This is a genomic window from Streptomyces sp. NPDC048612 (assembly GCF_043199295.1).
In the GTDB taxonomy this organism is placed as follows: domain Bacteria; phylum Actinomycetota; class Actinomycetes; order Streptomycetales; family Streptomycetaceae; genus Streptomyces.
The window spans coordinates 221739-245941 of record NZ_JBICVV010000003.1; the positions used below are offsets into that span (position 1 = coordinate 221739).

Genomic DNA, 24203 nt, shown 5'->3' on the forward strand with positions numbered 1-24203 from the left:
CGTGCAGATGATCCGGCCGTTCCCCTGCCGTGAGCATCACAGATCGGCACAATGGAGGCGTGCCCCAGCTCTCAGAACTCAGTCTTGCCGACGGAACCTCGATCCGCCTGGAACTGGCCCCGGCGACCACGGCCGCGCCCCCGGCGCAGCCCCAGGAGGCCGACCTGCCGGACGGCATGGGACCGACCGTGCCGGTGGCTCGTGGCGGCGCGGCGGCCGGTGCCGGTGCCGTCGCGGCGATGCGCACGACGCTGCGTCCGCTCGGTCCCCTGCTCCAGGAGATCCATGACGCGGTCACCGCGTCCGAACGCCCGCCGAACGAGCTGTCGGTGCAGTTCGGGGTGCAGGTCGGCCAGGACCTCAAGCTCGGCATCGTCGGGGCCAACGGCCATGCGAGCCTGACGATCACGGCGACCTGGCAGCCCCAGCGGGCGGACTAGTGGGCTGGTTCCGCGCCGCGTCCGGCACCGACGACGCGGCGGAGCCCCGGTTCCGGGTGGCGTCGGTGCTGGACGCCGGGGACGGCAAATCGGCGGGCGCGGCCGTGGTGCTGACGCCACATCACCTGCTCACCTGCGCCCATGTCGTCAATGACGCGCTCGGGAAGGAACTCTTCGACGGCGGCCGGCCGGAGGGGGCGACGCTGCGGATGCAGACCCACGGCCCGTCCGGTGCCCAGCTGCACGAGGCGCGGGTGGTCCACTGGATTCCCCCGCGCCGGCTCGACGGCACGGACGGTCCGCCGGGCCGCGGCGATCTGGAGTGGGCGGGGGATCTGGCGGTCCTCGGGGTCGGCTCCGCCCTGTGCTGCCCGGCTCCGCCGGGGTTCCGGCCGATGCGGGTGGGCCAGTCCGTACGCGCCTGGCACGGCAGTGCGCTGAGCGGCTCGTACGCCGATGTCCGGGTGAAGTCCTGTGACAGCCGCATCGGTTACCTGGACGGCGCACTGTCCGGTATGGCGATCGGGCCCGCCTACAGCGGCGGCCCCCTGTGGTCGGACGCCGAGGACGCGGTCGTGGGACTCGTCGCCGCCTGCATGCTGCCGCCCGTCGACCAGCTCTACGACTCCCGGCACGTCACCCGCCGCAGTTGGGGCATCCCGTGGCAGCGGATCGAGACGGAGCTGCGGGCGGCCGGCGCCGGTGCCCTGCTCGACCGGCCGGTCCCCGACGACGATCCCGCCCGGGCCGTCCTCGCCGACCTGCTGGCGAACGTGCTGCCCACGCCGATGTTCCGGGCCGACTACGCCAGGGGCGTCGCCGAGCACTGTGGCCTCGGGCACCCCATGGACGGGTCCGCCCCGGCCCCGGAGGAGTTCGCGCGCATCCTGGTGACCGAGGAGCGGGCGCTGGCCGCGCTGACGGAGGCGCTGCGCTCCAGGGACCCGGGCGCCGTCTCCGCCATGCTCGCCGCGGGGAGGCTGTCCGCGGTGCCCCGGCTGCTGTCGCCGCGGGAGCACGAACGGCTGCTGGCCCTGGTGACCGGGCTGCCGCCGGAGCTCACGGAGCTGCTGCCCGAGGCCGTACGGGCCGCGCTGCCGCTGGTCGCCGAACTCCCCTGTGACGCCGGGTTCCCCGAGCTGCTCGGCAGGCTGGAGCAGCTCTCCGGCGACAGCCGTTCCGGACCGGGCGAACTGCGGGTGCCCGGGCTGCTGCGCGCGGTCGAGTTCGTGGCGGTGCTGTGCCCGCCCCCGGAGCGCGCCCGGCTGCGGCTGTGGGCCGACGGCGTCGCCGCCCGGCTCGGGCTCCCCGCGTCCGCGCTGCGGGAACGCCGCGCCGACGCGGACGAATGGGCCCTCGGGCGGCGCCGGCGCACCCGGCCGCCGCGGCTGCTGGTGCACCTGGTCAAGGCCGGTGCGGACGCCTTCCATCTGCGCCTGTGGAGCGACGACGGCATGGGCCCGCACCGGGCGCCGACCGAGACCGGCCGCCGCTACAGCGCGGCACAGACCGCCGAGGCGGTGCTGCGGGTCCTGGAACGGCTCTGCCGGTCCGCCCCCGAGGGCGTCCGCCCGGTCGTCGAGGTGCTCCTCGACCGTGACTGCCTCGAACTCCCCGTGGACGAGTGGGAGTTCACCGAGCCGGGCGGTCTGATCCCGGGGGTGCTGGGCGCCGAGTACGCCCTGGTGGTGCACTGCCCGGAACTCCTGCGCCGCAATGAGCGTTTCCTCACCGACTGGCGCCACCGCTGGGATCATCTGGAGTCCTCCGGTCCGCTGCGTATCACCGGTCCGTCCGCCGGAGTGCGCGAGGTGTACGGCAAGTTGCTCGACCGGCGGGATGCCGCCCGGGTGTCGGTGGAGGTGTCCGCACGGGCCCGGATGGAGATCATCCAGGTGTGTCTGGCGATGGGGGTGCCGGTCGTGCTGTGGGACCGCGGTCCGGCACCCGAGGCGTCGCATGCCGTCCAGCAGGTGTCGGACGCCCCGGCCCGGGCGCTGCCCGAGCAGGTCCGTTCCTACCGCGCCAAGACCCTGCACCGTCCCGCCGACCATCCGGGCAGGCCCGTCCTCGCCTGGGCCGACCCCGACCGCGCGCTGCCCGAACTCCAGCTTTCCGAACCCACGGAGCTCATATGAACCCCGAACCCGCCGCCGACTGGCGGCTGTTCCAGGGAGACGGCACCCAGCGCCGGGTCACCCTGCCGCAGGCCCCGCCCTGGCGCAGGTTCGGCGGCTCGCGGCGCGGCGCCCCCGGCCCCCTGCCGTATCTGATCGCGCCGGAACACGCCGACGTGGTCAACGCCGCGCTCCATCTGCGCAGGCCGCTGCTGGTCACCGGGCCGGCCGGCACCGGCAAGTCCTCGCTCGCCCGGGCGGTCGCCCATGAACTCGACCTCGGTGAGGTGCTGCGCTGGCCGGTCAACAGCCGGGCGAACGTCCAGGACGCCCTGTACCGCTACGACGCCATCGGGCGGCTCCGGGAGACCACCCTCAGCCGTGACCGCGGCGAGGCCGAGCCGTCCATCGGGAGCTTCGTGCGCCTCGGTCCGCTGGGCACCGCGCTGGTGCCGGGTCCGCGGCCGCGGGTACTGCTGGTCGACGAGCTGGACAAGGGGGACGTCGATCTGCCCAACGACCTGCTGACCGTGTTCGAGGAGGGCGTCTTCGAGATCCCGGAGCTGGCCAGGCTGCCCGAGTCGCAGTCGGTGGTCCAGGTCCTGGTGGCCGACTCCCAGGACCCGGTCACGGTGGAGCGGGGCAAGGTGCTGTGCACCGAGTTCCCGGTCGTGGTGATCACCAGCAACGGGGAGCGGGACTTCCCGCCCGCTTTCCTGCGCCGCTGTATCCGGCTGGATCTGCCCACGCCCGACGAGGAGCGGCTGCGCGCCATCGTCGAGGCCCACCTCGGTGAGGGCGCGCTGGTCGGCGTCGACGACCTGCTCCGGTCGTTCCTGCAGCGCCGCGGTCCGGGCGAACTCGCCACCGACCAGCTGCTCAACGCCGTCTTCCTGCGCGCCGGCGGCGTCGATCTGGACGCCGACGGGCTGCTGGACGCCGTGCTGCATCAACTCGGCGGGACCGTCTGACCGATGGCAGGGGGACCGGACCGGCTCGGGGAGGTGCTCGCGGTGTTCGCGGGGGCCGGTGTCGAGCTGGACCGGCACTCCCTGCTCGATGCGCTCTGGCTGGCCGGACGGCTGCCGACCGGGCCGGGCACGGCGCCGCTCGCCCGCGCGCTGGGCCCGGATCACGCCCCGGCCGGTGACGGCGGCTGCCCGGAGGCCCCACCGCCGCCCCCGCCGGACGACGAGGCCGTCAAGGAGGCGGAGCCGCCGGACGTCCTGCCGCTGGACGACCTCGGGGGCGATCTGCACGCCGCGCCGGAGACCGGGACGGTGCCGCGTCCGCCCCGGTGGGAGGTACCGCTGCCGCCGAGGACGAGTGCGGCGGTCCCGCTGCGGGTTCCGGAGAACAAGGCGCTCCTCGGCGAGCTGGGCATCGGCCGTGCCCTGCGCCCGCTGCGGCAGCGCCGGGCCACCACCCGTATCCAGGAGTTCGACGAGGCGGCGACGGCCGCGGCGCTGGCCGAGAGCGGGCTGCCCGACGTCGTGCTGCGTCCCGGGCACGAACGCTGGCTCGACCTCGCGCTCGTGGTGGACGACGGTATGTCGATGCTGCTGTGGCGGCGGCTCGCCGTCGAGTGGCGGACGATGATGCAACGGGTCGGCGCGTTCCGGATGGTGCACGTCCACGGGCTGGACACCCGTGGGCCGGATGCCCCGCTGCTGCGCGGCCGCCCGTTCGACCCGGACACCACCTCGCTGCCGCCCGCGGTGCTCGCCGACCCGTCGGGCCAGACCCTGATCCTGCTGCTGAGCGATGGGATGGGCGCCGCCTGGCGGGACGGCCGGATGCACCGGGTGCTGGGGCGCTGGGCGGCGAACGGCCCGGTGGCGGTGGTGCACGCGCTGCCGCCGCGGCTGTGGGGCGGCTCCGGCATCCAGGCCGGCCGCTGGCGGGTGACCACGCGCCGGCGCGGTGCCGCCGGCGTCTCGTGGAGTGTCAGCGATCCGGTGTTGCCGCCCGAGCTGGCGCCGTTCGACGGGCTGCCGGTGCCGGTGCTGGAGACCTCGGCGGGCCCTGTCGCGGCCTGGTCCCGGCTGCTCGCCTCGACCGGCGGCACGGTGCACCTCCCGCTGCTGCACGCCCCGGCCCGGCGCCCGGTGGCCCCGTCCGGCGACGGCACGGACACCGTGCGGCACTTCCGCGACGCGGCCTCGCCCGAGGCGTACCGGCTCGCCGCGCACATCGCGGCGGTCGCGCCGGTATCCGTGCCGGTGATGCGGCTGGTGCAGTCCGCGGTGCCCTGGTCCGCGGACACCGCTCATCTGGCGGAGGTGTTCCTCGGCGGGCTGATGCAGCCCGTCGAGGCGCCGGTGGCCGGTCCGCTGCGGGACCAGCACCGGATCTTCGACTTCTCCGAGGCGGCCAAGTCGGCGCTCCTGGACGCGGTGTCCACGCCCGAACTCCTGCGCACCGGGCGCCACATCGGCCGCCGGCTGGAGCAACTGGCCGGGCGCTCCCCCGACTTCCCCGCCTGGCTCGCGCATCCGGACGGGATGGACCACCTGCCGGCCGGCTCGCGTGCCTTCTCCCCCGTGGAGCGGCGTCTGATGGCCCGGCTCGGCGCCTCCGTGCAGGTGGCGCCCCCGGAGGACGACACGGAACCGGCCGGCTCCGACGGCTGGCGCCCGCTCACCTCGCGCGATCCCCGCCGTCTGGGCCCGTACACCCTGCACGGCCGGCAGCCCGGTGCGCGTTCGCTCGTCTATCTGGGCCGCGACCGTTCCGGCAAGGAGGCCGCGGTCCGGGTGATCAGGCCGGGTGCGCCGGACGAGGCGGCGGCGATGCTCGCCACCGAGGCGGAGGCGCTGGCCCGGATGGCCGGTCAGTATGCGCCGCTGTTGTTGGCGACGGGCCCGCGCGACGATCCGCCGTGGCTGGCCATGCAGCTCTACCGCCCGTCCGGGCAGGACCAGGGCGGGCCGCCGCCGCAGCTCAGCAGCCTGCTGCGGGCCGCCACCGGCTCCCAGCGGCGCCGCGACACCCTGCTGTCCATCGCCTACGGATGGCATCTGGCGAGCGCCGTCAACCTGTGCCATCTCAAGGGGCTGGTGCTCCCCGAACTCACGCCGCAGACCGTGCATGTCGTCGGGCGTTCGCTGATGCTGACCGGGCTGGGCCGGTGCGGCATCGACGGGGAGTTCCGGGCCCGCGGGGCGGAAGCCGTGCCCACGATGGCCGACAACGTCGAGTCCCTGGGCCAGATCCTGCGCCGGCTCGGGGACAAGAACCGGGTGCCGCAGTCCGCGGAGAGCGGGGACATGGCGCTGTGGCAGGGCGACACCTGGCGGCCGCTGCGCGAGATCGTCACGGGCTGCCTGTCCGAGGACCCGGGCCACCGCCCGACCGCCGGTGAGGTCGCCGAGGCCTTCGCCCGTTACGTGCCGCTGGCGACGGAGCTGCGGACGGGCGGCGCCGACGCGGGGACGGGCGGCGCGGCCGGCAGCGGGAGCGCGGCCGCCTTCTCGTTCCGTCCGGGCCCGCAGATCCCGCTCGACAACGACTCCGTGGTGCCCGAGGAGACCACGGCCGGGACGCGCCGCGGCGGTTCGCAGGCCGGGCTGGGGCGGCGGCGGTGGGGGCCGGAGCAGCAGCGGAAGCTGGAACTGCTCCGTACCCGGCTGCGGTTCAGCTACCGGACGACCGTCGTCGGCGCGGAGGACGACGTCGGCCGGAGCACCGTCACCATCGCCCTGGGGGCGCTGCTGTCCGCCGCGCGCGGTGGGCGGGTGATCGCGCTGGACGCCGGCCACACGGTCGGCGAGCTGGCCGGCCGGCTGAACCGCGGCGGCTCGGCCCGCCTGCGCCACGACCTGCTCCGTACGCTGCCGGTGGCCGACAGCTACGCGGAGGTGCTGCGCCACACCCTGGACGGCCCGTCGGGGCTGCGTGCGCTCACCCACGGGCTGGGCCGCACCACGCCGGCTCCGGTGTACCAGGAGGAGTACCGCCGGCTGATGGAGCTGCTGAGCCGGCACTTCTCCGTCGTCCTCGCGGACTGGGCCCCGCTGCGGGCGGAGAGCGTCCCCGACACCGCGCTGTCGATGACGCACCGTCTGGTCGTCGTGGCCCGGATGACCGCGCAGGGCATCGGGCAGACGCAGGACCTGCTGACCGAACTCGCGCGGCGCGGTTACCCGGAGCTGGCGGAGCGGGCCGTGCTCGCGGTCACCAGCCTTCCCGGGCCGGACCGGCCGGTCCGGCGGGATGCCTTCGCCGGGCAGTTCCGCGGCCATCCGGGCGGGATGGCCTTCATCCCCTTCGACTACCGCCTCGACAGCCGGCGCGACATCGATCTAGCCCGGATGCGGTCCCGTACGCAGGACGCGTTCCTCGACCTGGCCGCGCTGCTGGCGGAGGACTTCCCCGGTCACACACCGTGATCCCCGCGCCGACTAGCTCCCTGCTCCCTGCGTGCCGCACCATGGAGACAAGACGGTAATTCACGACATATCCGATGAGGCGGTGGCGCGGGGTGGACGCCCTGGCCCCCGAGGGCGGATACGGCGACCGTGGCTTATGACGACGGCTTCCGGCGTACGGAGGCGGTGCAGGCAGTGACCGCACGAGTCCTTGGGTCTACCGGGGCTGAGCTGACCGCCGTCTATGTGCCGGCCGAAGGGGACGGCGTTCTTCAGCTGGCCGAGATGGTCGGAGGCTCCGGCGTCCCCTACGGTCTGCCGACGCGCTACCCGCTGTCCGGCAACTCTCCGGTCGCCGCGGCCTTCCGCAGCGGCGACCCGCTGTGGCTGGGCCCGGCGGAGCTGGCGGAGTACGACCTCACCGGCGCCCCGGACAGCCCCGGCGCCGACCCCTGGGACGGTGCCGGGAAGCCCCCCGCGGATGTGTCGTTGGGGGTGCTGCCCCTGGGCGGGAGCGTGCGGCGGCTGGGGTGCCTGGTGGTCATGGACAAGGCCACCGACGCCTTCGACGCGGACCGCCGCCACCTCCTGGAGCTGCACGCCGATCAGGTCACCGCGGGGCTGGAGGCGGTGGCGGCCCGGTTCATGGCACAGGCGGAGCGGCGCTCGCTGCTGGGGCCGGGGCTGGACACCCTCCGGGGCGGCGCCTTCACGCTGACCCTGCGTACCGGGCGGATGGACGCGGACGCCCAGGTGCTGGAGCTGTTCGGGATCGTTCCGGAGGAGTTCGACCGGCGGGTGGAGACGCTGCTGGCGCGCACCGTGCCGGACGACGTTCCGGCGCTGATGTCGATCGTGGAGCCGGGCGGGCTGCCCGAGGCGGGCCAGCAGCTGTCGATCCGTATCCGCCGGCCCAACGGCGAGCTGCACTGGCTGAGCCTGCGCTGCCGGGTGCTGGCCGACGCCGACGGCACGCCGGAGCGGATGCTGGGGGTCGTCGCCGACGCCGCCTATCTGCGTCCCACCGCCGACGAGGTCTCCATCGTGCAGCGGCTGTCGGCCTCGCTGGCCGGTGCCACCACGATCCGGGACGTCAGCCGGGTGGTGGTCGCCGGGCTGCGGGCGCCCCTGGGGGCCGACCGGGTGGCGGTGGCCGAGCTGGAGGCCGACCGGTTCGTGGTGTCCGTCCTCGACCCCCCGGAGCCCGGTGCCTGGCCCGCCGCGTGGCGGTCCGAGTGGCGTTCCGAGTGGCCCGACGCGGCCTGCCACTCGATGCCCACGCTGGAGAGCGTGCTGCGCGCCGGACAGGTCGCCCTGTGGCCGCCGGGCGCGTCCCTGGAACCCGACCTCCTGGGCATCGGGCCCGGCGGGCTCGCCGTGCTGCCGCTGCCGGCCGACGGGCGGATCGTCGGGGTGTGCCTGGTCGGGTGGGACGCGGAGCACCACTTCGGGCCGGAGGAGCGGTCGCTGCTGACCGCGACAGCGGGGCTGGTGGGGCAGGCCCTGGTGCGTGCCCATGCGATGGACGCCGGGCACGAGCTCGCCACGATGCTGCAGCGCAGTCTGCTGCCCCGCAAGCTGCCGTCGCTGCCCGGCGGGGTGGCCGTCGCCCGCTATCTGCCCGCCACGATGGGGCTTGAGGTGGGCGGCGACTGGTACGACGTCATTCCGCTCTCCGACGGCCATGTCGCGCTCGTCATCGGCGATGTGGAGGGGCACAGCGCCGGCGCCGCCACGATCATGGGCCAGATGCGTACGGCGATCCGGGCCTACGCGGTGGAGGGCCACCCGCCCGATGTGGTGATCTCCCATGCCAACCGGCTGCTGCTGGGCATGGAGACCGATCTGTTCGCCACCTGCTGCTATGTGGACCTGGATATGGAGGAGGGCATCGCCTGGTTCGTGCGGGCCGGGCATCTGCCGCCGCTGCTGCGGCTCCCGGACGGCAGCACCGAGGAACTGCCGGTCGAGGGCGGGCCTCCGCTGGGGGTGGCCGAGGAGGGCGAGTTCCCGCTGACCGAGGTGGGTATGGCCCCCGGCACCGTGCTCGCGCTGCTCACCGACGGTCTGGCCGAGTCGGCGACGCTTCCCCTGGACGACGGCCTCCGCCGGGTGCGGGCGGCGCTCTCGGCGGCCGATCCCGCCGATGCCGGTCAGCTCGCCGACGCACTGCTCGGGGGCGCGAAGCGGCGCGACGACGACGTGGCCCTGCTGGTGCTGCGCTACGACGGGATGCGGGTCCGCCCGACCCGGGTGCGGTGGACGGTGTGGCGGCTCCCGGACGCCGTGATGCACGCCCGTCGCTTCACCGGGCGCACCCTGCGCTCCTGGGGTGTGACGGCGGAGCAGGACGTGGCCCTGCTGGTGGTGTCCGAGCTGGTCACCAACGCCATCGCGCACACCCAGGGGGAGGTACGGCTGGATCTGACGCTGGCCGCCGACCGGCTGCGGATCGGGGTGAACGACGCCTCGCCCCGCGCTCCCGTCAAGCCGACGAGCGTGGACTGGGAGTCGACCGGCGGGCGTGGGCTGCTGCTGGTCGAGGCGATGTCGGCGTCCTGGGGGTCGGTGCCGCTGAGCGGCGGCAAGCAGGTGTGGAGCGAGATCGGTCTGGAGCCGGGCGAGCGGCTCGGCGCGGCGGCGGCCGGCCCGGAGGGCCGGCACCACGGTGAGGGGGTGGGCTGAGGTGCGGGCCCGGCTGCGCGGTGCCGCCATGGTCCTGGCGGGGGTGTGTCTGATGGGCGGTGCGGCCGCCTGCGGCGAGGCCGGCGGAGCCCGCGAGCCGACCGGGCCCGCCTCCGGCGGCGCCCCGAAGATCGGCGTGCTGCTCCCGGACAACACCTCGCGCCTCTACCACTTCGACAAGCCCCTGATCGAGAAGAAGATCCGGGAGCTGTGCCCCAAGTGCACCGTGGAGACCGTCAGCGCGCAGCACGATGTGGCCACCCAGCAGCAGCAGATGGACGCGATGATCACCAAGCGGGTGCAGGTGCTGATCCTGGACTCCGTCGATTCCAAGTCGCTCCGCTCGTCGGTCGAGAGCGCCCGGCGGGCCGGTATCCCGGTGGTCGCCTATGACCGCCTCGTGGAGGGGCCGGTGTCCGCCTATGTCTCCTTCAACGGGGAGACGGTCGGCAGGATGCAGGGCGAGGCGCTGCTGAAGGCGCTCGGTCCCAGGGCGCGCGCGTCGCAGATCGTGATGATGAACGGTGCGTCGACGGACCCCAACTCCGCCTGGTTCCGGCAGGGTGCGCTGGCCGCGCTCAAGGGCAAGGTGAAGATCGGGAAGGCCTACGAGACCGGTGACTGGCGCCCGGAGAACGCCAACCGCAACATGTCCGCCGCCATCTCGGCCCTGGGCGCGGACAACATCGACGGTGTCTACTCCGCCAATGACGGTCTCGCCGCCGGCATCCTCGCCGCGCTCCAGGCCGCCAAGGTCACCCCGCTGCCGCCGATCACCGGCCAGGACGCCGAACTCGACGCCATTCAGCGGCTTGTGACGGGCACTCAGACCATGACGGTCTACAAGCCGTTCGCGCCCGAGGCCGGTACCGCCGCCGCCATGGCGGTCGCGCTGGGACGCGGCGAGAAGCTCACCGGCATCACGACGCACACCGTCAACAGCCCCACCCACCGCGGCATCCCGGCCGTGCTGCTCACCCCGGTCGCCGTGAATGTGCACAACATCAAGAACACCGTGATCAAGGACGGCATGTACACGGTCGATCAGATCTGCACCCCCAAGTTCGAGTCCGCCTGCAAGAAGGCGGGGCTCAGGTAAGGCAGGTATCCATGGAGTCCGGTGCGGCCCTCCGGCGAACCGGCCCGGCCCCGCCCCTGCTGTCGCTGCGCGGCATCTTCAAGCGGTACGGCGCCGTCCAGGCCCTGGCCGATGTCGACCTGGAGGTCCGTGCCGGTCAGGTCGTCGCGCTCGTGGGTGACAACGGCGCCGGCAAGTCCACGCTGATCAGGGTGATCGCCGGGGTCGACCCCGCCGATGAGGGGGTGGTCGAGTGGGACGGCCGGGCGGTGCACCTCTCCCGCCCGCACGACGCCCAGGACCTCGGCATCGCCACCGTCTACCAGGACCTCGCGCTGTGCGACAACCTCGACGTGGTCGGCAATCTCTTCCTCGGCCGCGAGATCCACCGGGCCGGTGTCCTCGACGAGGTGGAGATGGAGCGCCTCACCCTGGACCTGCTGGACATGCTGGCCATCCGGATGCCCGACGTCCGGCTCCCGGTCGCCTCGCTCTCCGGCGGCCAGCGCCAGACCGTGGCGATCTCCCGGTCGCTCCTCGGCGAACCCCGGCTGGTGCTCCTCGACGAGCCCACCGCGTCCCTGGGCATCGAGCAGACCGCCCAGGTCCTCGACCTCGTCGACCAGCTGCGGGAACGCGGCCTCGGTGTGCTTCTCATCAGCCACAACATGGGGGACATCAAGGCCGTCGCGGACTGGATCGCCGTCCTGCGGCTCGGCCGGAACAACGGGTTCTTCGATGTGACGACCACGTCCCACGAGCAGATCATCTCCTCGATCACCGGCGCCACCGACAACGCCGTGACCCGCCGCAAGGCACCGGAGTGGGAAGGGGAGCCGTGAGCCGGGCCTGGCCGCTCAGGAAGCAGAAGCCGGCCGGCAGCGCGGTGACCGCCGCCGACCGGCGCCGGCTCGCGCCCGAACTCGGCACCCAGAACCCCCTGGAGATACTCAAGCGCCGGTTCCACAGCGGTGAGCTGGGCTCGGTCCCGGTCGCCCTCGGTCTGATCGTGGTCTGGATCATCTTCGAGAGCCTCAACGAGAACTTCCTCTCGCCGCGCAACCTGTCCAATCTGAGCGTGGACATCGTCGGCACCGGCATGATCTCGGTGGGCGTCGTCTTCGTGCTGCTGCTGGGCGAGATCGACCTCTCGGTCGGCTCGGTGAGCGGACTGGCCGCGGCCGCCTTCGCGGTGCTGAACGTGAGCCATGGCGTGCCGGAGGGCCTCGCGCTGCTGATCGCGGTGCTCGGCGGCACCGCGATCGGCGCCGTACAGGGCTTCTTCCTCGCCAAGGTCGGGGTACCGGCCTTCGTCGTCACCCTGGCCGGACTGCTGGGCTGGAACGGCCTGATGCTCTACATCCTGGGCGCCAACGGCACGATCAACATCGACGACAAGGGCCTGCTCGCGATGCTGACCGGCTACTACTTCCACAACGTGGCCGCCGCCTACGGACTGGCGGCGCTGGGCACCGCCGGCTACTTCCTCGCCTCGTACCACGACGCGCGCCGCCGCCGGACCGCCGGTGTGCCCGCCCGGACGCTGAGCGAGATCCTGCTGCGCACCGGCGTGCTGGCGGCGATCACGATGGCCTCGGCGTTCGTCCTCAACCAGTTCCTGGGGCTGCCCCTGGCCCTGCTGATCTTCCTGGTGCTGCTGGTCGGCCTCGACTACGTGCTGCGCCGTACGCGCTACGGCCGCATGATCTTCGCGCTCGGCGGCAGCGTCGAGGCCTCCCGCCGTACCGGCCTCAACGTCGACCTGGTCCGCATCTCGGTCTTCATGATGTCCGGGACCATGGCGGCGGTCGGCGGCCTGTTCCTGGCCTCGCGCGTCACCTCGGCCAGTCAGACCTCGGGGGCGGGCCTGCTGCTGATGGACGTCATCGCCGCGGCGGTCATCGGCGGCACCAGTCTGTTCGGCGGCCGGGGCCGGACCTGGTCGGCCCTGCTCGGCGTCCTGGTGATCCAGTCGATCGCCTCCGGGGTGGCGCTCATGGGCATCCAGACAGCGGTGCAGTTCATGATCACGGGCGGGGTGCTGCTCATCGCCGTGGTCATCGACTCGCTCTCGCGGCGGGCGCAGCGGGCGCACGGACGGGTCTGACGCCTGCCCCGCGGGACGGGCGGCGGCCCGGGGGCGCGGGCCGCACCGACCTCTGCCGGCGGGATGGGGGCCGAAAGGCTCATGCCCGGGCGGACCGGGCCGCGCACCCTTGAGATGTGGGCGCGAACGCGCCGAGCGCGCCAGGAACGGAGCGAGCCATGAAGGATGTCATCACCGCCGGCGTGGACGGTACGCCCGAGTCCTTGTCCGCGATCCTCTGGGCTGCCGAGGAAGCCCGGCTGCGCCGTGCCCGTCTGCGGCTGCTGCACGCCTGGGTACTGCTCGCGCCGGAGCCGGCGTCGCATCCCGAGGCGGGACAGGAGCAGAACTACTGGGCGCACCGGATGATGAACGACGCCGCCACGGCGGTCCGCACCCGTGTCCCGGACCTTCCGGTGGACGAGTCCCTGGTGGCCCGCGATCCGCTGGAGGCCCTCCAGGAGGCCGCGGAGGAGTCGGATCTGCTGGTCCTCGGCTGCCGGGACCTGGGCCCGGTGGCCCGCTACGCCCTCGGGGAGACCGGTCTGCAACTGGTGGCGCACACCACCTCCCCCACCGTCCTGGTACGCGCCCGGCAGGCCCCCGGAGCGAGCGGCGGGCACGGCGAGGTGATGGTGGCGCTGAGCCTCCACGAGCCGTGCGAGGCGCTGCTCGCCTTCGCCTTCGAGAGCGCCGCCCGCCGGGAGGTCGCGCTGCGTGCCGTCCACGGCAGGCATCTGCCCTCGTACGCGTACAACCGCGGCGGCGGGGTGGAGCCGGTCGTCGCCGAGGAGGCGGCACAGGACGCCCGGCAGGAGCTGGCCGCCGCCCTGGAACCCTGGCAGGAGAAGTTCCCTGACGTCCCGGTCGATGACCGGGTGGTGCTGGAGAGTCCCGCGCCGGCCCTGCTGCACAGCGCCGGGGACGCCGGGCTGCTCGTCGTCGGCCGCCGGCACCGGCAGCGGCACCGGTTGCCGGTGCCGCGGATCGGCCATGTCGTGCAGGCGGTCGTCCATCACGCGCCCTGTCCGGTGGCCGTCGTCCCCCATGAGTGACGGCGCGGCAACGGGCGCCACGGTCCGTGACGGCCCAGGGGCCGTACCAGGACGGGCCACGGCGGAAGGCGGATGATGACGGGGAGGGGGCATTCAGCGGGACCGGCCGGCGGTGGCGCGGCGGCCCCGGTCGCGGCCCGGGTCGTGGCCTCCGGCGGCAGTCCCCGGTAAGGAAGCGGAGGCAAGCCATGGCAAAGACAGTCGAGTGGCCCGTCCGGCTGTACCTCGTCGAGGAGGACGGGACGACCAGGGCGCGTGTGGAGCTCCGTACCGGAACCACCACCCTGACCGGGCACGGCACGGCCCGGTGCAGCCCGGAGGACCGGGACGTACCGGAGATCGGCGACGAGATCGCGGCCGGGCGTGCGGTGCGGGACCTCGCCGGGCAGCTGCTGCGGGTGGCCGACCGGGACCTGGAGGGTGTCGGTGCCGGACCGCCCCGGCGGGAGCGCCGCATGGCCTACGGCTGGACGGACGCCATGGCGTGAGCCCCGTGCCGGCGGCGGCCACCGCCGGCCGGTGGCCCGGCCGTCCGTGGAAGGAGTCGGCCATGTCGGATGCCACGACCACCGACCTGTACGAAGTCACCATGGCCCTCTCGTATCTCCACGAGGGCATGACGCAACCGGCGACCTTCAGCTGTTTTGTGCGGGCGCTGCCGCCGGAGCGGGGTTTCCTGATCGCGGCGGGCGCCGAGACCGTCCTCGACTTCCTGGCCGGCTTCACGGTCGGACACGACGATGTCGAGGTGTTCGCCGAGGCCTTGCAACGGCCCGCGCGGGATCTGGCGCCGCTGCGGGGCATGCGCTTCACCGGTGAGGTGCGGGCGGTGCCGGAGGGGCGGGTGGTGCTGGCCGGCGAGCCGCTGCTGGAGATCACCGCGCCGCTGCCGCAGGCGCAGCTGGTGGAGTCCTTCGTGCTGAACCACCTCACCCACCAGACGGCCATCGCCTCCAAGTGCGTGCGCTGTGTGCTCGCCGCGCGGGGGCGTCCCGTCGTGGACTTCTCGCTGCGGCGCACCCATGGCACCGCCGCCGCCCGCCAGGTGGCCCGGCTCGGTGCCATGACCGGTTTCGCGGGCACCAGCAACGTGGCAGCGGCGCACGCCGAGGACCTGACGGCCGTCGGCACCATGGCGCACTCCTACGTCGAGGCGTTCGAGGACGAGGAGGCGGCCTTCACCGCGTTCGCGCTCTGCCACCCCGGACCGGTGACGCTGCTGGTCGACACCTACGACACCGAGTCGGGTGTCGCGGCGGCGGCGCGGGTGCTCAACGGGCTGGGCCGCGGTGACGGGTCCGCCATCCGTCTGGACAGCGGTGATCTGGCGGAGCTGGCCACGCGGGCCCGTTCGATCCTGGACAACGCGGGGCTGCCGCAGGTGCGGATCGTCGCCAGCGGCGGGCTGGACGAGTTCGCCGTGCACGACCTGGCACGCGCGGGGGCGCCGATCGACGTCTACGCCGTGGGCACGCGGGTCGGGGTGAGCGCCGACGCCCCCTCCCTGGACTCCGCGTACAAGCTCGTCGCCTACGACGGCCGGCCGGTGATGAAGCTGTCGGCGGCGAAGTCGACCGCGCCGGGGCGCAAGCAGGTGTTCCGCCGGCCGGGGTGCCTCGATGTGCTCGGCCTGGCCGACGAGCCGCCGCCGGCGGGGAGCACACCGCTGCTGGAGACGCTGATGCGCGGGGGCGTGCGCAGTGCCCCGCGCGGCCGGCTGCCGGACGCCCGGCTGCGGGTGGCGGCGGATGTCGCGCAGCTGCCCGCGACGGCCCGGTACATCCGGTCGCCGCATGCGGTGCGGCCGCAGCTGTCGAAGCGGCTCGCCGTCCTGACCGGCCGGGTCCGGCAGCGGATCGAGCGTGAGGTGCTGGCCCCGTTCGGCTCGCACGCCTGAGGCCGGGAGGCCCGGCGGGGCTTTTCTCCGTACCGTCGTCGTATGGCGGAGAAACAGGGCGGCAGCGGCTCGGGGAAGCTGCCGCGGTCGGTGTACGAGCCCGAGCTGTACCGGCTCCAGACGGAGCTGGTGAAGCTGCAGGAGTGGGTGCGGACCGAGGGCGCCCGGCTGGTGGTGGTCTTCGAGGGGCGGGACGCGGCCGGCAAGGGGAGCACGATCAAACGCGTCACCCAGTACCTCAACCCCCGGGTGGCGCGGATCGTGGCGCTGCCCCGGCCCACCGAGCGGGAGCGCACCCAGTGGTACTTCCAGCGCTACGCGGAGCACCTGCCGGCGGCGGGCGAGATCGTGCTGTTCGACCGCAGTTGGTACAACCGGGCCGGGGTCGAGCGGGTCATGGGCTTCTGCACACCGGCCGAGCACCAGCGGTTCCTTCGGCAGTGCCCGGTCTTCGAGCGGATGCTGGTGGAGGACGGGATTCTGCTGCGCAAGTACTGGTTCTCGGTGAGCGACGAGATGCAGGAGCAGCGCTTCCGGCGGCGGCTGGAGGACCCGACGCGGCGCTGGAAGCTCTCCCCGATGGACCTGGAGTCGCTGACCCGCTGGGAGGAGTACTCGCGGGCCAAGGACGAGATGTTCGTGCACACGGACATCGCGGACTCGCCGTGGTACGTCGTCGAGAGCGACGACAAGCGCCGGGCCCGGCTGAACATGATCGCCCATCTGCTGTCGACGGTGCCCTATCGGGACATCACCCCGCCGGCGCTCGACATCCCGGCGCGGCCACCGGCCACCGGCTACCAGCGGCCGCCCCGGGATCTGCAGACCTATGTCCCCGATCATGCCGCGGGGCTGCGGCGGTGACGGCGGGGCGGCGCCGCGTCAGGCGTGCTGCGGCACCACCGCCACCGGGCAGGTGGCATGACAGAGCGCGGTGTGCGCCACCCGCCCGAGCTGGAGGCCGAAGTGGCCCTGACGGTGCTGGGCTCCGGTCACCAGCAGATCCGCTGCGGCGGTGCGGTGCACCAGGACCTTGTGGGCCGGTCCCTCGACCGTGACCCGCCGCACCCGCACCGCCGGATGTGCCCCGGACACCTCGTCGAGCGCCTCGTCCAGCAGCGCCGAGGCCTGCTTCTCGTGATGGCGCCGGGCGTCCGCGGCGAGCAGCGGGGCCTCGCTCGCGTCGCGTACGGGCAGCGGCCAGGCGCACACCGCCTCCAGGGTGCAGCGGCGTCGCTCCGCCTCGCGGAAGGCGAAGCGGATGGCCGCCGACTCCTCGGCCGGGCCGGCGACCCCGAGGAGGACGCGCCCATGGCTGCCCGCCAGTCCGGCCGGGTCCCCCCGCACCACGATCACCGGGCACCGGGCGCGGGCCGACACCGCCAGGCTGACCGACCCCAGCAGCAGGCCGGCGATCTCGCCGCGGCCCCGCGTCCCCACGATCAGCGCCGTCGCATGGAGCCCCTCGTTCAGCAGGGCGGTGACCGCGTCGGCGGGGAGCACCTCGCCCGAGACCGCGAGGTCCGTCTGCCGGCGCCGGGCGAGTTCCACGGCGGAGGCGACGACGGACTCCGCGAGTACCTGCTCGCTGGGGCGTTCCCCGCCGTCCGCCGGGACCGCGCCCTCGTAGCGCTCCCAGCGGGAGGCGTGGACGACCCGCAGCGGAAGGCCGTGGCGTGCCGCCTCGTCCGCCGCCCAGTCGAGCGCCCGGAAGGCGGAATCCGAGCCATCGGTCCCCACGACCAGCGGATGCTCCATCGCCCCCACGTCCTTCCTCGCGTCGGCGCGGACATGTCCCTACTGCCACCGTGACACCGGGTCCGGGGGGCGTGCAGGTCCGGACGGACACCGGGCGGTGGGCCGCCCGGACCTCCTTGGCGGGCCGGCGGTCCCGCGCCGCCGCGCCAAGCCCCGGAGGGACACCGCGGCTACCGTGGAGGTACGGCCCCGCCCGCGTGTGGGGCCACCAGCGGAGGCCATGGTGGGCGACCACGGAAGCGGCCGGCGCGACACCGCCCGGCGCCGGCTCGACGCGCTGCCGGACGAGCTGCATCAGCGCCTCGACGCGCTGCGGCTGGGCCCCGGCGATCCGGCGAACCTGCTGCTGGAGGCCGTGCTGTCGGTGGGCAGGGAGCTGGATCTGCCGCAGGTGCTGCGCCGCATCGTGGAGGCGGCGGTGGTGCTCGTGGACGCCGAGTACGGGGCGCTGGGCGTGGTGTCCGAGGGCACCCGGCTCTCCCAGTTCCTGCCGGTCGGGGTCCCCGGCACACAGCAGGAGGCGATCGGCCGGCTGCCCGAGGGGCACGGCCTGCTGGGTGAGCTGATCCGTCATCCCCAGCCGCTGCGGCTCTCGGAGCTGTCCCGGCATCCGTCGTCGTACGGCTTTCCGCCGCACCACCCGCCCATGCACTCCTTCCTCGGGGTGCCCATCCGGGTCCGCGACGAGGTGTTCGGGAACCTCTACCTCACCGAGAAGCGGGGCGGCGGTGAGTTCGACGCCGAGGACGAGACGGTGCTCTCGACGCTCGCGGTGGCGGCGGGGGTCGCCATCGAGAACGCGCGGCTGTACGAGGAGGCCCGCTACCGGCAGCGGTGGCAGGAGGCCAACGGTGAGATCGTGGCCAGCCTGCTGCTGCCGGGGTCGGACGAGATGGCGGCGCTGGGGCTGATCGTGGACCAGGCGCGGGAGATCCTCACCGCGGACCTCGGGGTGATCGCGATTCCCGAGCCGGACGGCAAGGCGCTGCATGTCGCCCTGGCGTCGGGGGTCGACGCCGAGGCGCACCGCGGTCTCGTGCTGCCCCTCCGGGGGTCGTTCATGGGCGCGGCGCTCGACCGGCGGGCGCCGCTGATCAGCACCGATGTCGAGCGTGATCCGCGGATCACGACGGGGCCGCCGCGCTGGATGGGGCTGGGGCCGGCGGTCGCCGTCCCGATGATCACGGGCGGCCGGCCCCGTGGGGTGCTGCTGGTGGCGCGGGTGCGGGAGCGGGCCGGGTTCACCGAGCAGGAGACCGGTCCGCTGCTGACGTTCGCGGGGCAGGCAGCGCTCGCCATGGAGCTGGCGGACCGGCGCCGGTCCGCCGAGCAGCTCACCCTGCTGCAGGACCGTGACCGGATCGCCCGTGATCTGCACGACCTGGCGATCCAGCGGCTCTTCGCGACGGGGATGACGCTGCAGAGCGCGGTCCGTTTCGTGGACCATCCGGAGGCCAGTGAACGGCTGTTGCGCGCGGTGGACGACCTGGACGAGACGATCAAGATCATCAGGTCTACCATCTTCGGGCTCCGCGCCCACACGTCGGGCCGGTCGAGCCACGGGCTGCGGGCCCGCACCGTCACCGCGGCGGAACAGGCCGCCCGCGCCCTGGGGTTCACCCCGTCGCTGCGGATGCAGGGACTCATCGACACCGATGTGCCGGCCGAGATCGCGGAGCATGTGGTGGCGGTGCTGGGCGAGGCGCTGAGCAATGCCGCGCGGCATGCGCACGCCACGGCGGTCGAGGTATCGCTGTCCGTGGGCCGCGGCGTGCTGCGCCTGAGCGTCACGGACAACGGGGTGGGCGTGCCGCGCCACGGCCGGCGGAGCGGGCTGAGCAACCTCGCCAAGCGGGCGGAGAGCGTGGGCGGGACGATGACGCTGGAGGCTCCGGCGCAGGGTGGCACCCGCCTGGTGTGGCAGGCGCCGCTGCCGTCCCCCTGAGCCGCGGCTCAGGGCGGGTACGGTCCGGTGCCGCCGCCCGGCGGCGGTCCGTGGGCGGCGAGGACGGCCGCCTGGATACGGCGTTCCACACCGAGTTTGGCCAGCAGCCGCGAGATGTGGTTCTTGACCGTCTTCTCGGACAGGTAGAGCCGCCGCGCGATCTGACGGTTCGTCAAACCTTCGCCGACCAGACCGAGGATCTCCCGCTCCCGCGGTGACAGCCCGGACAGCGCGTCCGCCGCGGGCGCCGCGTCGCCGTCCACACCCCGGAGGCTGTGCATCAGCCGCGCGGTGGTCGCCGGGTCCAGCATCGAGCGTCCCGCGGCGACCGTGCGGACGGCGGCGACCAGGTCCGATCCCTTGATCTCCTTGAGGACGTAGCCCGCCGCCCCCGCCATGATCGCGTCGAGCAGCGCCTCGTCGTCGTCGAACGAGGTGAGCATCAGACAGGCGAGTCCGGGCAGCCGCGACCGCAACTCCCGGCAGACGCTGATCCCGTCGCCGTCGGGCAGCCGCACATCGAGTACCGCGACGTCCGGGCCGAGCGCCGGACCGCGGGCCAGCGCCCGCCCCGCGGTGCCGGCGTCGCCGACCACCTCGATATCGGCCTCCGCGTCGAGCAGGTCCCGCACCCCGCGGCGCACCACCTCATGGTCGTCGAGCAGGAACACCCGGATCGGCCGCTGCGGTGAGACCTCGCGTACCTCGCCCATGGCGTCCTCCACGCTCTCGCTCGTCCGGTGCGGGCGGTGTCTCTCATCGTCACCCCGCCACCCTGCGCACACCAGGGCCGAACGGGGCTCCCGCCCACAACGGGCCGACCCCGACCGGCCCCCCGTGAGGGCCGTTCGGCCCCTCCTGCCGGCCGGCACCGCGTGCGACGGTCGGGGCCTCAGGTGCAGGGGGTGCGAGATGGCCCGTAGCGAGTTCCTCCGGCCGTGGCGGCCCAGCCCGCTCCGACGGCGTTCGGACGTGGTGGAGGCCTGGCTGGTGCTGGTGACCGCGGTACTGATCCTTCTGGGCGCACCGGCCGCCGGGCTGGCCGCCGCGCAGGCGGTGGCGAGCGGCACCGGCCAGGAACGGCAGGGCCAACGCACCGTGGCGGCCGTCGTGACCGAGAACCCGCCGCAGCGGATCGGGGTGGACGTGTCCGGAGGCGTCGGCTCCCGGGTCCACGCGACGGTGCGCTGGACGGCCGCGGACGGCACGGCCCGCACGGGCGTCACGACGGTGGCGCCGGACCTGCGGGCCGGTGACCGCACCACCGCCTGGCTCGACCGCGACGGGACGCTGGTGCGCGACCCCGTGACCCCGCGGCAGGCGAGCGGCGAGAGCATCGCGATCGGCACCGTGGCCGGAACCTCGGCCGGGCTGTTCCTGCTCGGCGCCCAGCGCACCGGCCGCGCCCTGCTGAACCGCCACCGCTACACCCAGTGGGAACGGGAGTGGGCGGCGGCGGACCCCCGGTGGGGGCAGCGGGCGGCGTGAAGCGGCGGGCCGCCGCCGGGTGCCGTCCGTGCGACGCGCCCCCGGCCCGCAGTCGTGGTGCCATGGAAGGGACACCGACGAACGGAACGTCACCATGACCGGCGCGCCGTCCCTGGCCGCGTGCCTGCACTCCCTGCGGGCCGTGCTCTTCGACACCGACGGGGTCATCACCGACTCCGCCCCGGTGCACGCCGCGGCCTGGAAGGGCGCCTTCGACGCCTGTCTCGCGACGGTGGAAGGACAGCGCCCGTTCGACCCGGTGGACGACTATCTGCGTCATGTCGACGGCCGGGCGCGGCAGGACGGCGCCGCCGCCTTCCTGCGCTCCCGGGGCCTCGACCTGCCGCTCGGCGCCCCGGACGACCCGCCGGGCACGGACACCGTCCACGCCGTCGCGGCCCGTAAGGAAGAGCTGTTCAGCGCGAGCCTGCGGGACCGTCCCGTCCCCACCTGGCCCGGCACCGTGCGCCTGCTGCGGGCCCTGCGGGACCACGGGGTGCCGTGCGCCGCCGTCTCGGCCTCGCGCCATGCGGCCGGGCTGCTGTCCGCGGCCGGGGTGGACACGCTCTTCCGGGCCGTGGTGGACGGCAACGAGGCGCACCGGCTGGACCTGCCGGGGAAGCCCGACCCGGCGCTCTTCCTGGAAGCGGCCCGGCGGCTCGGGGTCCCGCCCGGCGACTCCGCCGTGGTGGAGGACGCCCTGGCCGGCGTGGAGGCCGGCCGCCGCGGCGGCTTCGCCCTGGTGGTGGGCGTGGACCGGACGGCCGGCCCGTACAGCGCGGGCGCCCTGCGCCGTCGTGGCGCCGACGTGGTCGTGACCGACCCCGGCGAGCTGCTGCTGCCCGGGGACGCCGGATGACCCGCGCCTGGACCTGGTCGTACGAGGGGTACGACCCGGACGCGGAACGGCTGCGGGAAACCCTGTGCACCCTCGGCAACGGCTACTTCGCCACCCGCGGCGCGGCCTCCGAGGTGCTCTCCGGGGGCACGCACTATCCGGGCACCTACGCCGCCGGCTGCTACAACCGTCTGACCTCCACCGTGGCGGGCCACCCCGTCGAGAACGAGGACATGGTCAACCTGCCCAACTGGCTCCCGCTGCGCTACCGGATCTGCCCGGCCGACGCCGCCCCCGGCCCCTGGCTCGCCCCCGGCCACCCGTATCTGACGGAGCACCGGCAGACGCTGGACCTGCGGCACGGCACCCTGACCCGCTGGTCGGTGTACGAGGACGGGGCCGGGCGGCGGCTGACCGTGGAGCAGTGCCGCTTGGTGCACATGGGCGAGCCCCATCTGGCCGCGCTGCGCACCTGCTTCACCCCGGACGGGTGGACGGGTGCGGTGGAGGTGGAGGCGGGGATCGACGGGGCGGTCCGCAATGCCGGCGTCGCGCGCTACCGCGGTCTGGCCGACCAGCATCTGACGGGCTGGGAGACCGGCACCGAGCAGCCGGACACCCTGTGGCTGAGCTGCCGCACCCTCGACTCGGACATCCGCGTCGCGCTGGCCGCCCGGAGCCGCACCCCCTCGGGCCACGACGGGCTGCCCCGGCCGCGGCTGACCGCGCTGCGGGCGTTCCACACGCTGATCCTGCCGCTCGCTCACGACTCCCCCGCGGTCGTCGAGAAGACCGTGGCGCTGTACACCTCCCGCGACCCGGCGATCGAGAGCCCGCGGCACGCGGCGGTGGACGCGGTGAGCCTCGCCCCGCACTTCCGGCAGCTGCGCGCCGAGCACCGCCGCGCCTGGGAGGACCTGTGGCGGCAGGCCAAGCTGGAGGTCCCGGGCGCGGCGGGCCGGATTCTGCGGCTGCACCTCTTCCATGTGCTGCAGACCCTCTCGCCGCACACCGCCGAGCTGGACGTCGGGGTGCCGGCGCGGGGCCTGCACGGCGAGGCGTACCGCGGGCACGTCTTCTGGGACGAGCTGTTCGTCCTGCCGTTCCTGAACCTGCATCTGCCGCAGGTCTCCCGGGCCCTGCTCGACTACCGCTACCGGCGGCTGCCGGCCGCCTGCCACGCGGCGCGGGAGGCGGGCCGCACCGGGGCGATGTACCCGTGGCAGAGCGCGGGCGACGGCCGCGAGGAGACCCAGCAGCTCCATCTCAACCCGCACTCGGGGCGCTGGCTGCCCGATCACTCCCGGCTCCAGCACCACGTCGGGTCGGCGATCGCGTACAACGTGTGGCAGTACGGACAGGCCGCCGGGGACACGGAGTTCCTGCACACCAGGGGCGCCGAGATGCTGCTGGAGATCGCCCGCTTCTGGGCCTCGGCCGTGGACTGGGACGCCTCCCTCGGCCGCTACCGCATCCGCGGGGTGGTCGGTCCCGACGAGTACCACGACGGCTATCCGGGAGCCGCCGTACCGGGGGTGGACGACAACGCCTACACCAACGTCACGGCGGCCTGGGTGCTGCTGCGCGCGCTCGACCTGTGCCGCACGCTGCCCGAGCCCCACCGGCGCCGGCTCTTCGAACGGCTGCGGCTCTCCCCGGAGGAGCCCGAGCGCTGGGACGACATCGCCCACCGGCTCCATGTGCCCTACCACCGCGGGGTGATCAGCCAGTTCGCCGGGTACGGGGACCTCGCCGAACTCGACTGGCACGGCTACCGGGAGCGGTACGGCGACATCCGCCGGCTGGACCGGATACTGGAGGCGGAGGGCGACACGGTCAACCGCTACCAGGCCTCCAAGCAGGCCGACGTCCTGATGCTGGGCTATCTCTTCGCACCGTCGGAACTCGCCGCGGTGTTCCGCGGCCTCGGCCACCCCCTCGACGAGGACATCTGGCACGCCACCGTCGACTACTACCTGCACCGCACCAGCCACGGTTCGACGCTCAGCGCCCTGGTCCACGCCTGGGTCCTGGCCCGCGCGCACCACGCCGACGCCTGGAGGTACTGCGAGGAGGCGCTGACCGGGGACGTCGCGGACCTCCAGGGCGGGACCACCGCGGAGGGCATCCATCTGGGCGCGATGGCCGGCACCCTGGATTTCGTCCAGCGCGGGATGACCGGTCTGGAGACCCGTGACCAGGCGCTCTGGCTCGATCCGGCGCCGCTGCGGGAGCTGTCCAGGTTCGGGGTGCGCCTCCGCTACCGGCACCACTGGGACATCGATCTGCGCATCCGTGCCGAGCAGGTGCGGATCACGGTGCCGCCCTCGCAGAACGCCGCGGTACGGGTGGTGCTGCGCGACCGCGCCTTCGCGATCGCGCCCGGTACGTCCCGGCGGCTGGACCTTCCCGACGGCTGAGGGGGCCGAAGGGCCCTAGGGGAGAT

Annotated in this window: 18 protein-coding genes; 16 read left to right on the forward strand and 2 right to left on the reverse strand. The window is 74.0% G+C overall.

The annotated features are described in order from the left end of the window. The first annotated feature begins 59 nt into the window (after nucleotides 1-59). The 12 genes from ACGFN2_RS07055 to ppk2 all read left to right on the forward strand — a co-directional run bounded on the left by ACGFN2_RS07055 (nucleotide 60) and on the right by ppk2 (nucleotide 16592). A complete protein-coding gene (locus tag ACGFN2_RS07055; protein ID WP_393358169.1) occupies nucleotides 60-440 on the forward strand; it encodes a CU044_2847 family protein in 381 nt (126 codons plus the stop codon). Continuing rightward, entirely contained in the window at nucleotides 440-2578 is a 2139-nt protein-coding gene (locus ACGFN2_RS07060) for a trypsin-like peptidase domain-containing protein (protein ID WP_393358171.1), read from the forward strand. Before ACGFN2_RS07055 ends, ACGFN2_RS07060 begins: the two co-directional genes overlap by 1 nt. Beyond that, nucleotides 2575-3528: a MoxR family ATPase gene (locus tag ACGFN2_RS07065; protein ID WP_362610089.1), complete on the forward strand. Its 954-nt coding sequence runs from the start codon at nucleotides 2575-2577 to the stop codon at nucleotides 3526-3528. The genes ACGFN2_RS07060 and ACGFN2_RS07065 overlap by 4 nt, the downstream gene beginning before the upstream one ends. 3 nt (nucleotides 3529-3531) lie before the next feature. Then, the gene (locus ACGFN2_RS07070; RefSeq protein WP_362610086.1) at nucleotides 3532-6948 is read left to right on the forward strand and encodes an SAV_2336 N-terminal domain-related protein; all 3417 of its coding nucleotides are present in this window, start codon (nucleotides 3532-3534) and stop codon (nucleotides 6946-6948) included. A 129-nt stretch (nucleotides 6949-7077) separates the two neighbouring features. Beyond that, entirely contained in the window at nucleotides 7078-9612 is a 2535-nt protein-coding gene (locus tag ACGFN2_RS07075) for a SpoIIE family protein phosphatase (RefSeq protein ID WP_393358174.1), read from the forward strand. Between the two features lies 1 nt (nucleotide 9613). After that, nucleotides 9614-10711, forward strand: a complete 1098-nt coding sequence (locus ACGFN2_RS07080; protein ID WP_362609255.1) for a substrate-binding domain-containing protein — start codon at nucleotides 9614-9616, stop codon at nucleotides 10709-10711. Between the two features lie 11 nt (nucleotides 10712-10722). Next, nucleotides 10723-11532: an ATP-binding cassette domain-containing protein gene (locus ACGFN2_RS07085; protein WP_362609257.1), complete on the forward strand. Its 810-nt coding sequence runs from the start codon at nucleotides 10723-10725 to the stop codon at nucleotides 11530-11532. Further along, nucleotides 11529-12797 carry a sugar ABC transporter permease gene (locus tag ACGFN2_RS07090; protein ID WP_393358176.1) on the forward strand — a complete coding sequence of 423 codons (1269 nt, stop codon included), beginning with the start codon at nucleotides 11529-11531 and terminating at the stop codon, nucleotides 12795-12797. Before ACGFN2_RS07085 ends, ACGFN2_RS07090 begins: the two co-directional genes overlap by 4 nt. Nucleotides 12798-12955: 158 nt before the next feature. Further along, complete coding sequence (locus ACGFN2_RS07095; RefSeq protein ID WP_362609260.1) at nucleotides 12956-13831, forward strand: universal stress protein; 876 nt, start codon at nucleotides 12956-12958, stop codon at nucleotides 13829-13831. 188 nt (nucleotides 13832-14019) lie between these two features. Then, on the forward strand, nucleotides 14020-14319 hold the full coding sequence (locus tag ACGFN2_RS07100) for a dsRBD fold-containing protein (RefSeq protein ID WP_362609262.1): 300 nt from the start codon (nucleotides 14020-14022) through the stop codon (nucleotides 14317-14319). 62 nt (nucleotides 14320-14381) lie between these two features. Next, complete coding sequence (locus tag ACGFN2_RS07105) at nucleotides 14382-15728, forward strand: nicotinate phosphoribosyltransferase (RefSeq protein ID WP_362609264.1); 1347 nt, start codon at nucleotides 14382-14384, stop codon at nucleotides 15726-15728. Nucleotides 15729-15770: 42 nt separating this feature from the next. Further along, nucleotides 15771-16592, forward strand: coding sequence for a polyphosphate kinase 2 (gene ppk2 / locus ACGFN2_RS07110; RefSeq protein WP_362609267.1), 822 nt, complete (start codon nucleotides 15771-15773; stop codon nucleotides 16590-16592). A gap of 18 nt (nucleotides 16593-16610) precedes the next feature. On the opposite strand, the gene ACGFN2_RS07115 is transcribed toward ppk2, so the two are convergent. Further along, nucleotides 16611-17486: a universal stress protein gene (locus ACGFN2_RS07115; protein ID WP_393358179.1), complete on the reverse strand. Its 876-nt coding sequence runs from the start codon at nucleotides 17484-17486 to the stop codon at nucleotides 16611-16613. Nucleotides 17487-17706: 220 nt separating this feature from the next. On the opposite strand from ACGFN2_RS07115, the gene ACGFN2_RS07120 reads away from it, so the two are divergent. After that, nucleotides 17707-19431, forward strand: coding sequence for a GAF domain-containing protein (locus ACGFN2_RS07120; protein ID WP_362609273.1), 1725 nt, complete (start codon nucleotides 17707-17709; stop codon nucleotides 19429-19431). A gap of 8 nt (nucleotides 19432-19439) precedes the next feature. Here the strand turns inward: ACGFN2_RS07120 and ACGFN2_RS07125 are convergent, their stop codons facing one another. Beyond that, on the reverse strand, nucleotides 19440-20144 hold the full coding sequence (locus ACGFN2_RS07125; RefSeq protein ID WP_362609275.1) for a response regulator transcription factor: 705 nt from the start codon (nucleotides 20142-20144) through the stop codon (nucleotides 19440-19442). Nucleotides 20145-20343: 199 nt separating this feature from the next. Between ACGFN2_RS07125 and ACGFN2_RS07130 the strand changes: the two genes are divergently transcribed. From ACGFN2_RS07130 to ACGFN2_RS07140, 3 genes are all read left to right on the forward strand, one after another. Further along, a complete protein-coding gene (locus tag ACGFN2_RS07130) occupies nucleotides 20344-20919 on the forward strand; it encodes a hypothetical protein (RefSeq protein WP_362609277.1) in 576 nt (191 codons plus the stop codon). Nucleotides 20920-21013: 94 nt separating this feature from the next. Continuing rightward, on the forward strand, nucleotides 21014-21778 hold the full coding sequence (locus ACGFN2_RS07135; protein WP_393358182.1) for an HAD family hydrolase: 765 nt from the start codon (nucleotides 21014-21016) through the stop codon (nucleotides 21776-21778). Further along, entirely contained in the window at nucleotides 21775-24177 is a 2403-nt protein-coding gene (locus tag ACGFN2_RS07140; protein ID WP_393358184.1) for a glycoside hydrolase family 65 protein, read from the forward strand. Before ACGFN2_RS07135 ends, ACGFN2_RS07140 begins: the two co-directional genes overlap by 4 nt. The last annotated feature ends 26 nt before the right edge of the window (nucleotides 24178-24203 follow it).

Excerpts from the sequence above, each read along its gene's own strand:
- ACGFN2_RS07140 (WP_393358184.1), top strand. The coding sequence starts at position 21,775 with ATGACCCGCGCCTGGACCTGGTCGTACGAGGGGTACGACCCGGACGCG.
- ACGFN2_RS07100 (WP_362609262.1), top strand. The coding sequence starts at position 14,020 with ATGGCAAAGACAGTCGAGTGGCCCGTCCGGCTGTACCTCGTCGAGGAG.
- ACGFN2_RS07105 (WP_362609264.1), top strand. The coding sequence starts at position 14,382 with ATGTCGGATGCCACGACCACCGACCTGTACGAAGTCACCATGGCCCTC.
- ACGFN2_RS07120 (WP_362609273.1), top strand. The coding sequence starts at position 17,707 with ATGGTGGGCGACCACGGAAGCGGCCGGCGCGACACCGCCCGGCGCCGG.
- ACGFN2_RS07125 (WP_362609275.1), bottom strand. The coding sequence starts at position 20,144 with ATGGGCGAGGTACGCGAGGTCTCACCGCAGCGGCCGATCCGGGTGTTC.
- ACGFN2_RS07085 (WP_362609257.1), top strand. The coding sequence starts at position 10,723 with ATGGAGTCCGGTGCGGCCCTCCGGCGAACCGGCCCGGCCCCGCCCCTG.
- ACGFN2_RS07070 (WP_362610086.1), top strand. The coding sequence starts at position 3,532 with ATGGCAGGGGGACCGGACCGGCTCGGGGAGGTGCTCGCGGTGTTCGCG.
- ACGFN2_RS07095 (WP_362609260.1), top strand. The coding sequence starts at position 12,956 with ATGAAGGATGTCATCACCGCCGGCGTGGACGGTACGCCCGAGTCCTTG.
- ACGFN2_RS07130 (WP_362609277.1), top strand. The coding sequence starts at position 20,344 with ATGGCCCGTAGCGAGTTCCTCCGGCCGTGGCGGCCCAGCCCGCTCCGA.
- ppk2 (WP_362609267.1), top strand. The coding sequence starts at position 15,771 with ATGGCGGAGAAACAGGGCGGCAGCGGCTCGGGGAAGCTGCCGCGGTCG.
- ACGFN2_RS07115 (WP_393358179.1), bottom strand. The coding sequence starts at position 17,486 with ATGGAGCATCCGCTGGTCGTGGGGACCGATGGCTCGGATTCCGCCTTC.
- ACGFN2_RS07065 (WP_362610089.1), top strand. The coding sequence starts at position 2,575 with ATGAACCCCGAACCCGCCGCCGACTGGCGGCTGTTCCAGGGAGACGGC.
- ACGFN2_RS07135 (WP_393358182.1), top strand. The coding sequence starts at position 21,014 with ATGACCGGCGCGCCGTCCCTGGCCGCGTGCCTGCACTCCCTGCGGGCC.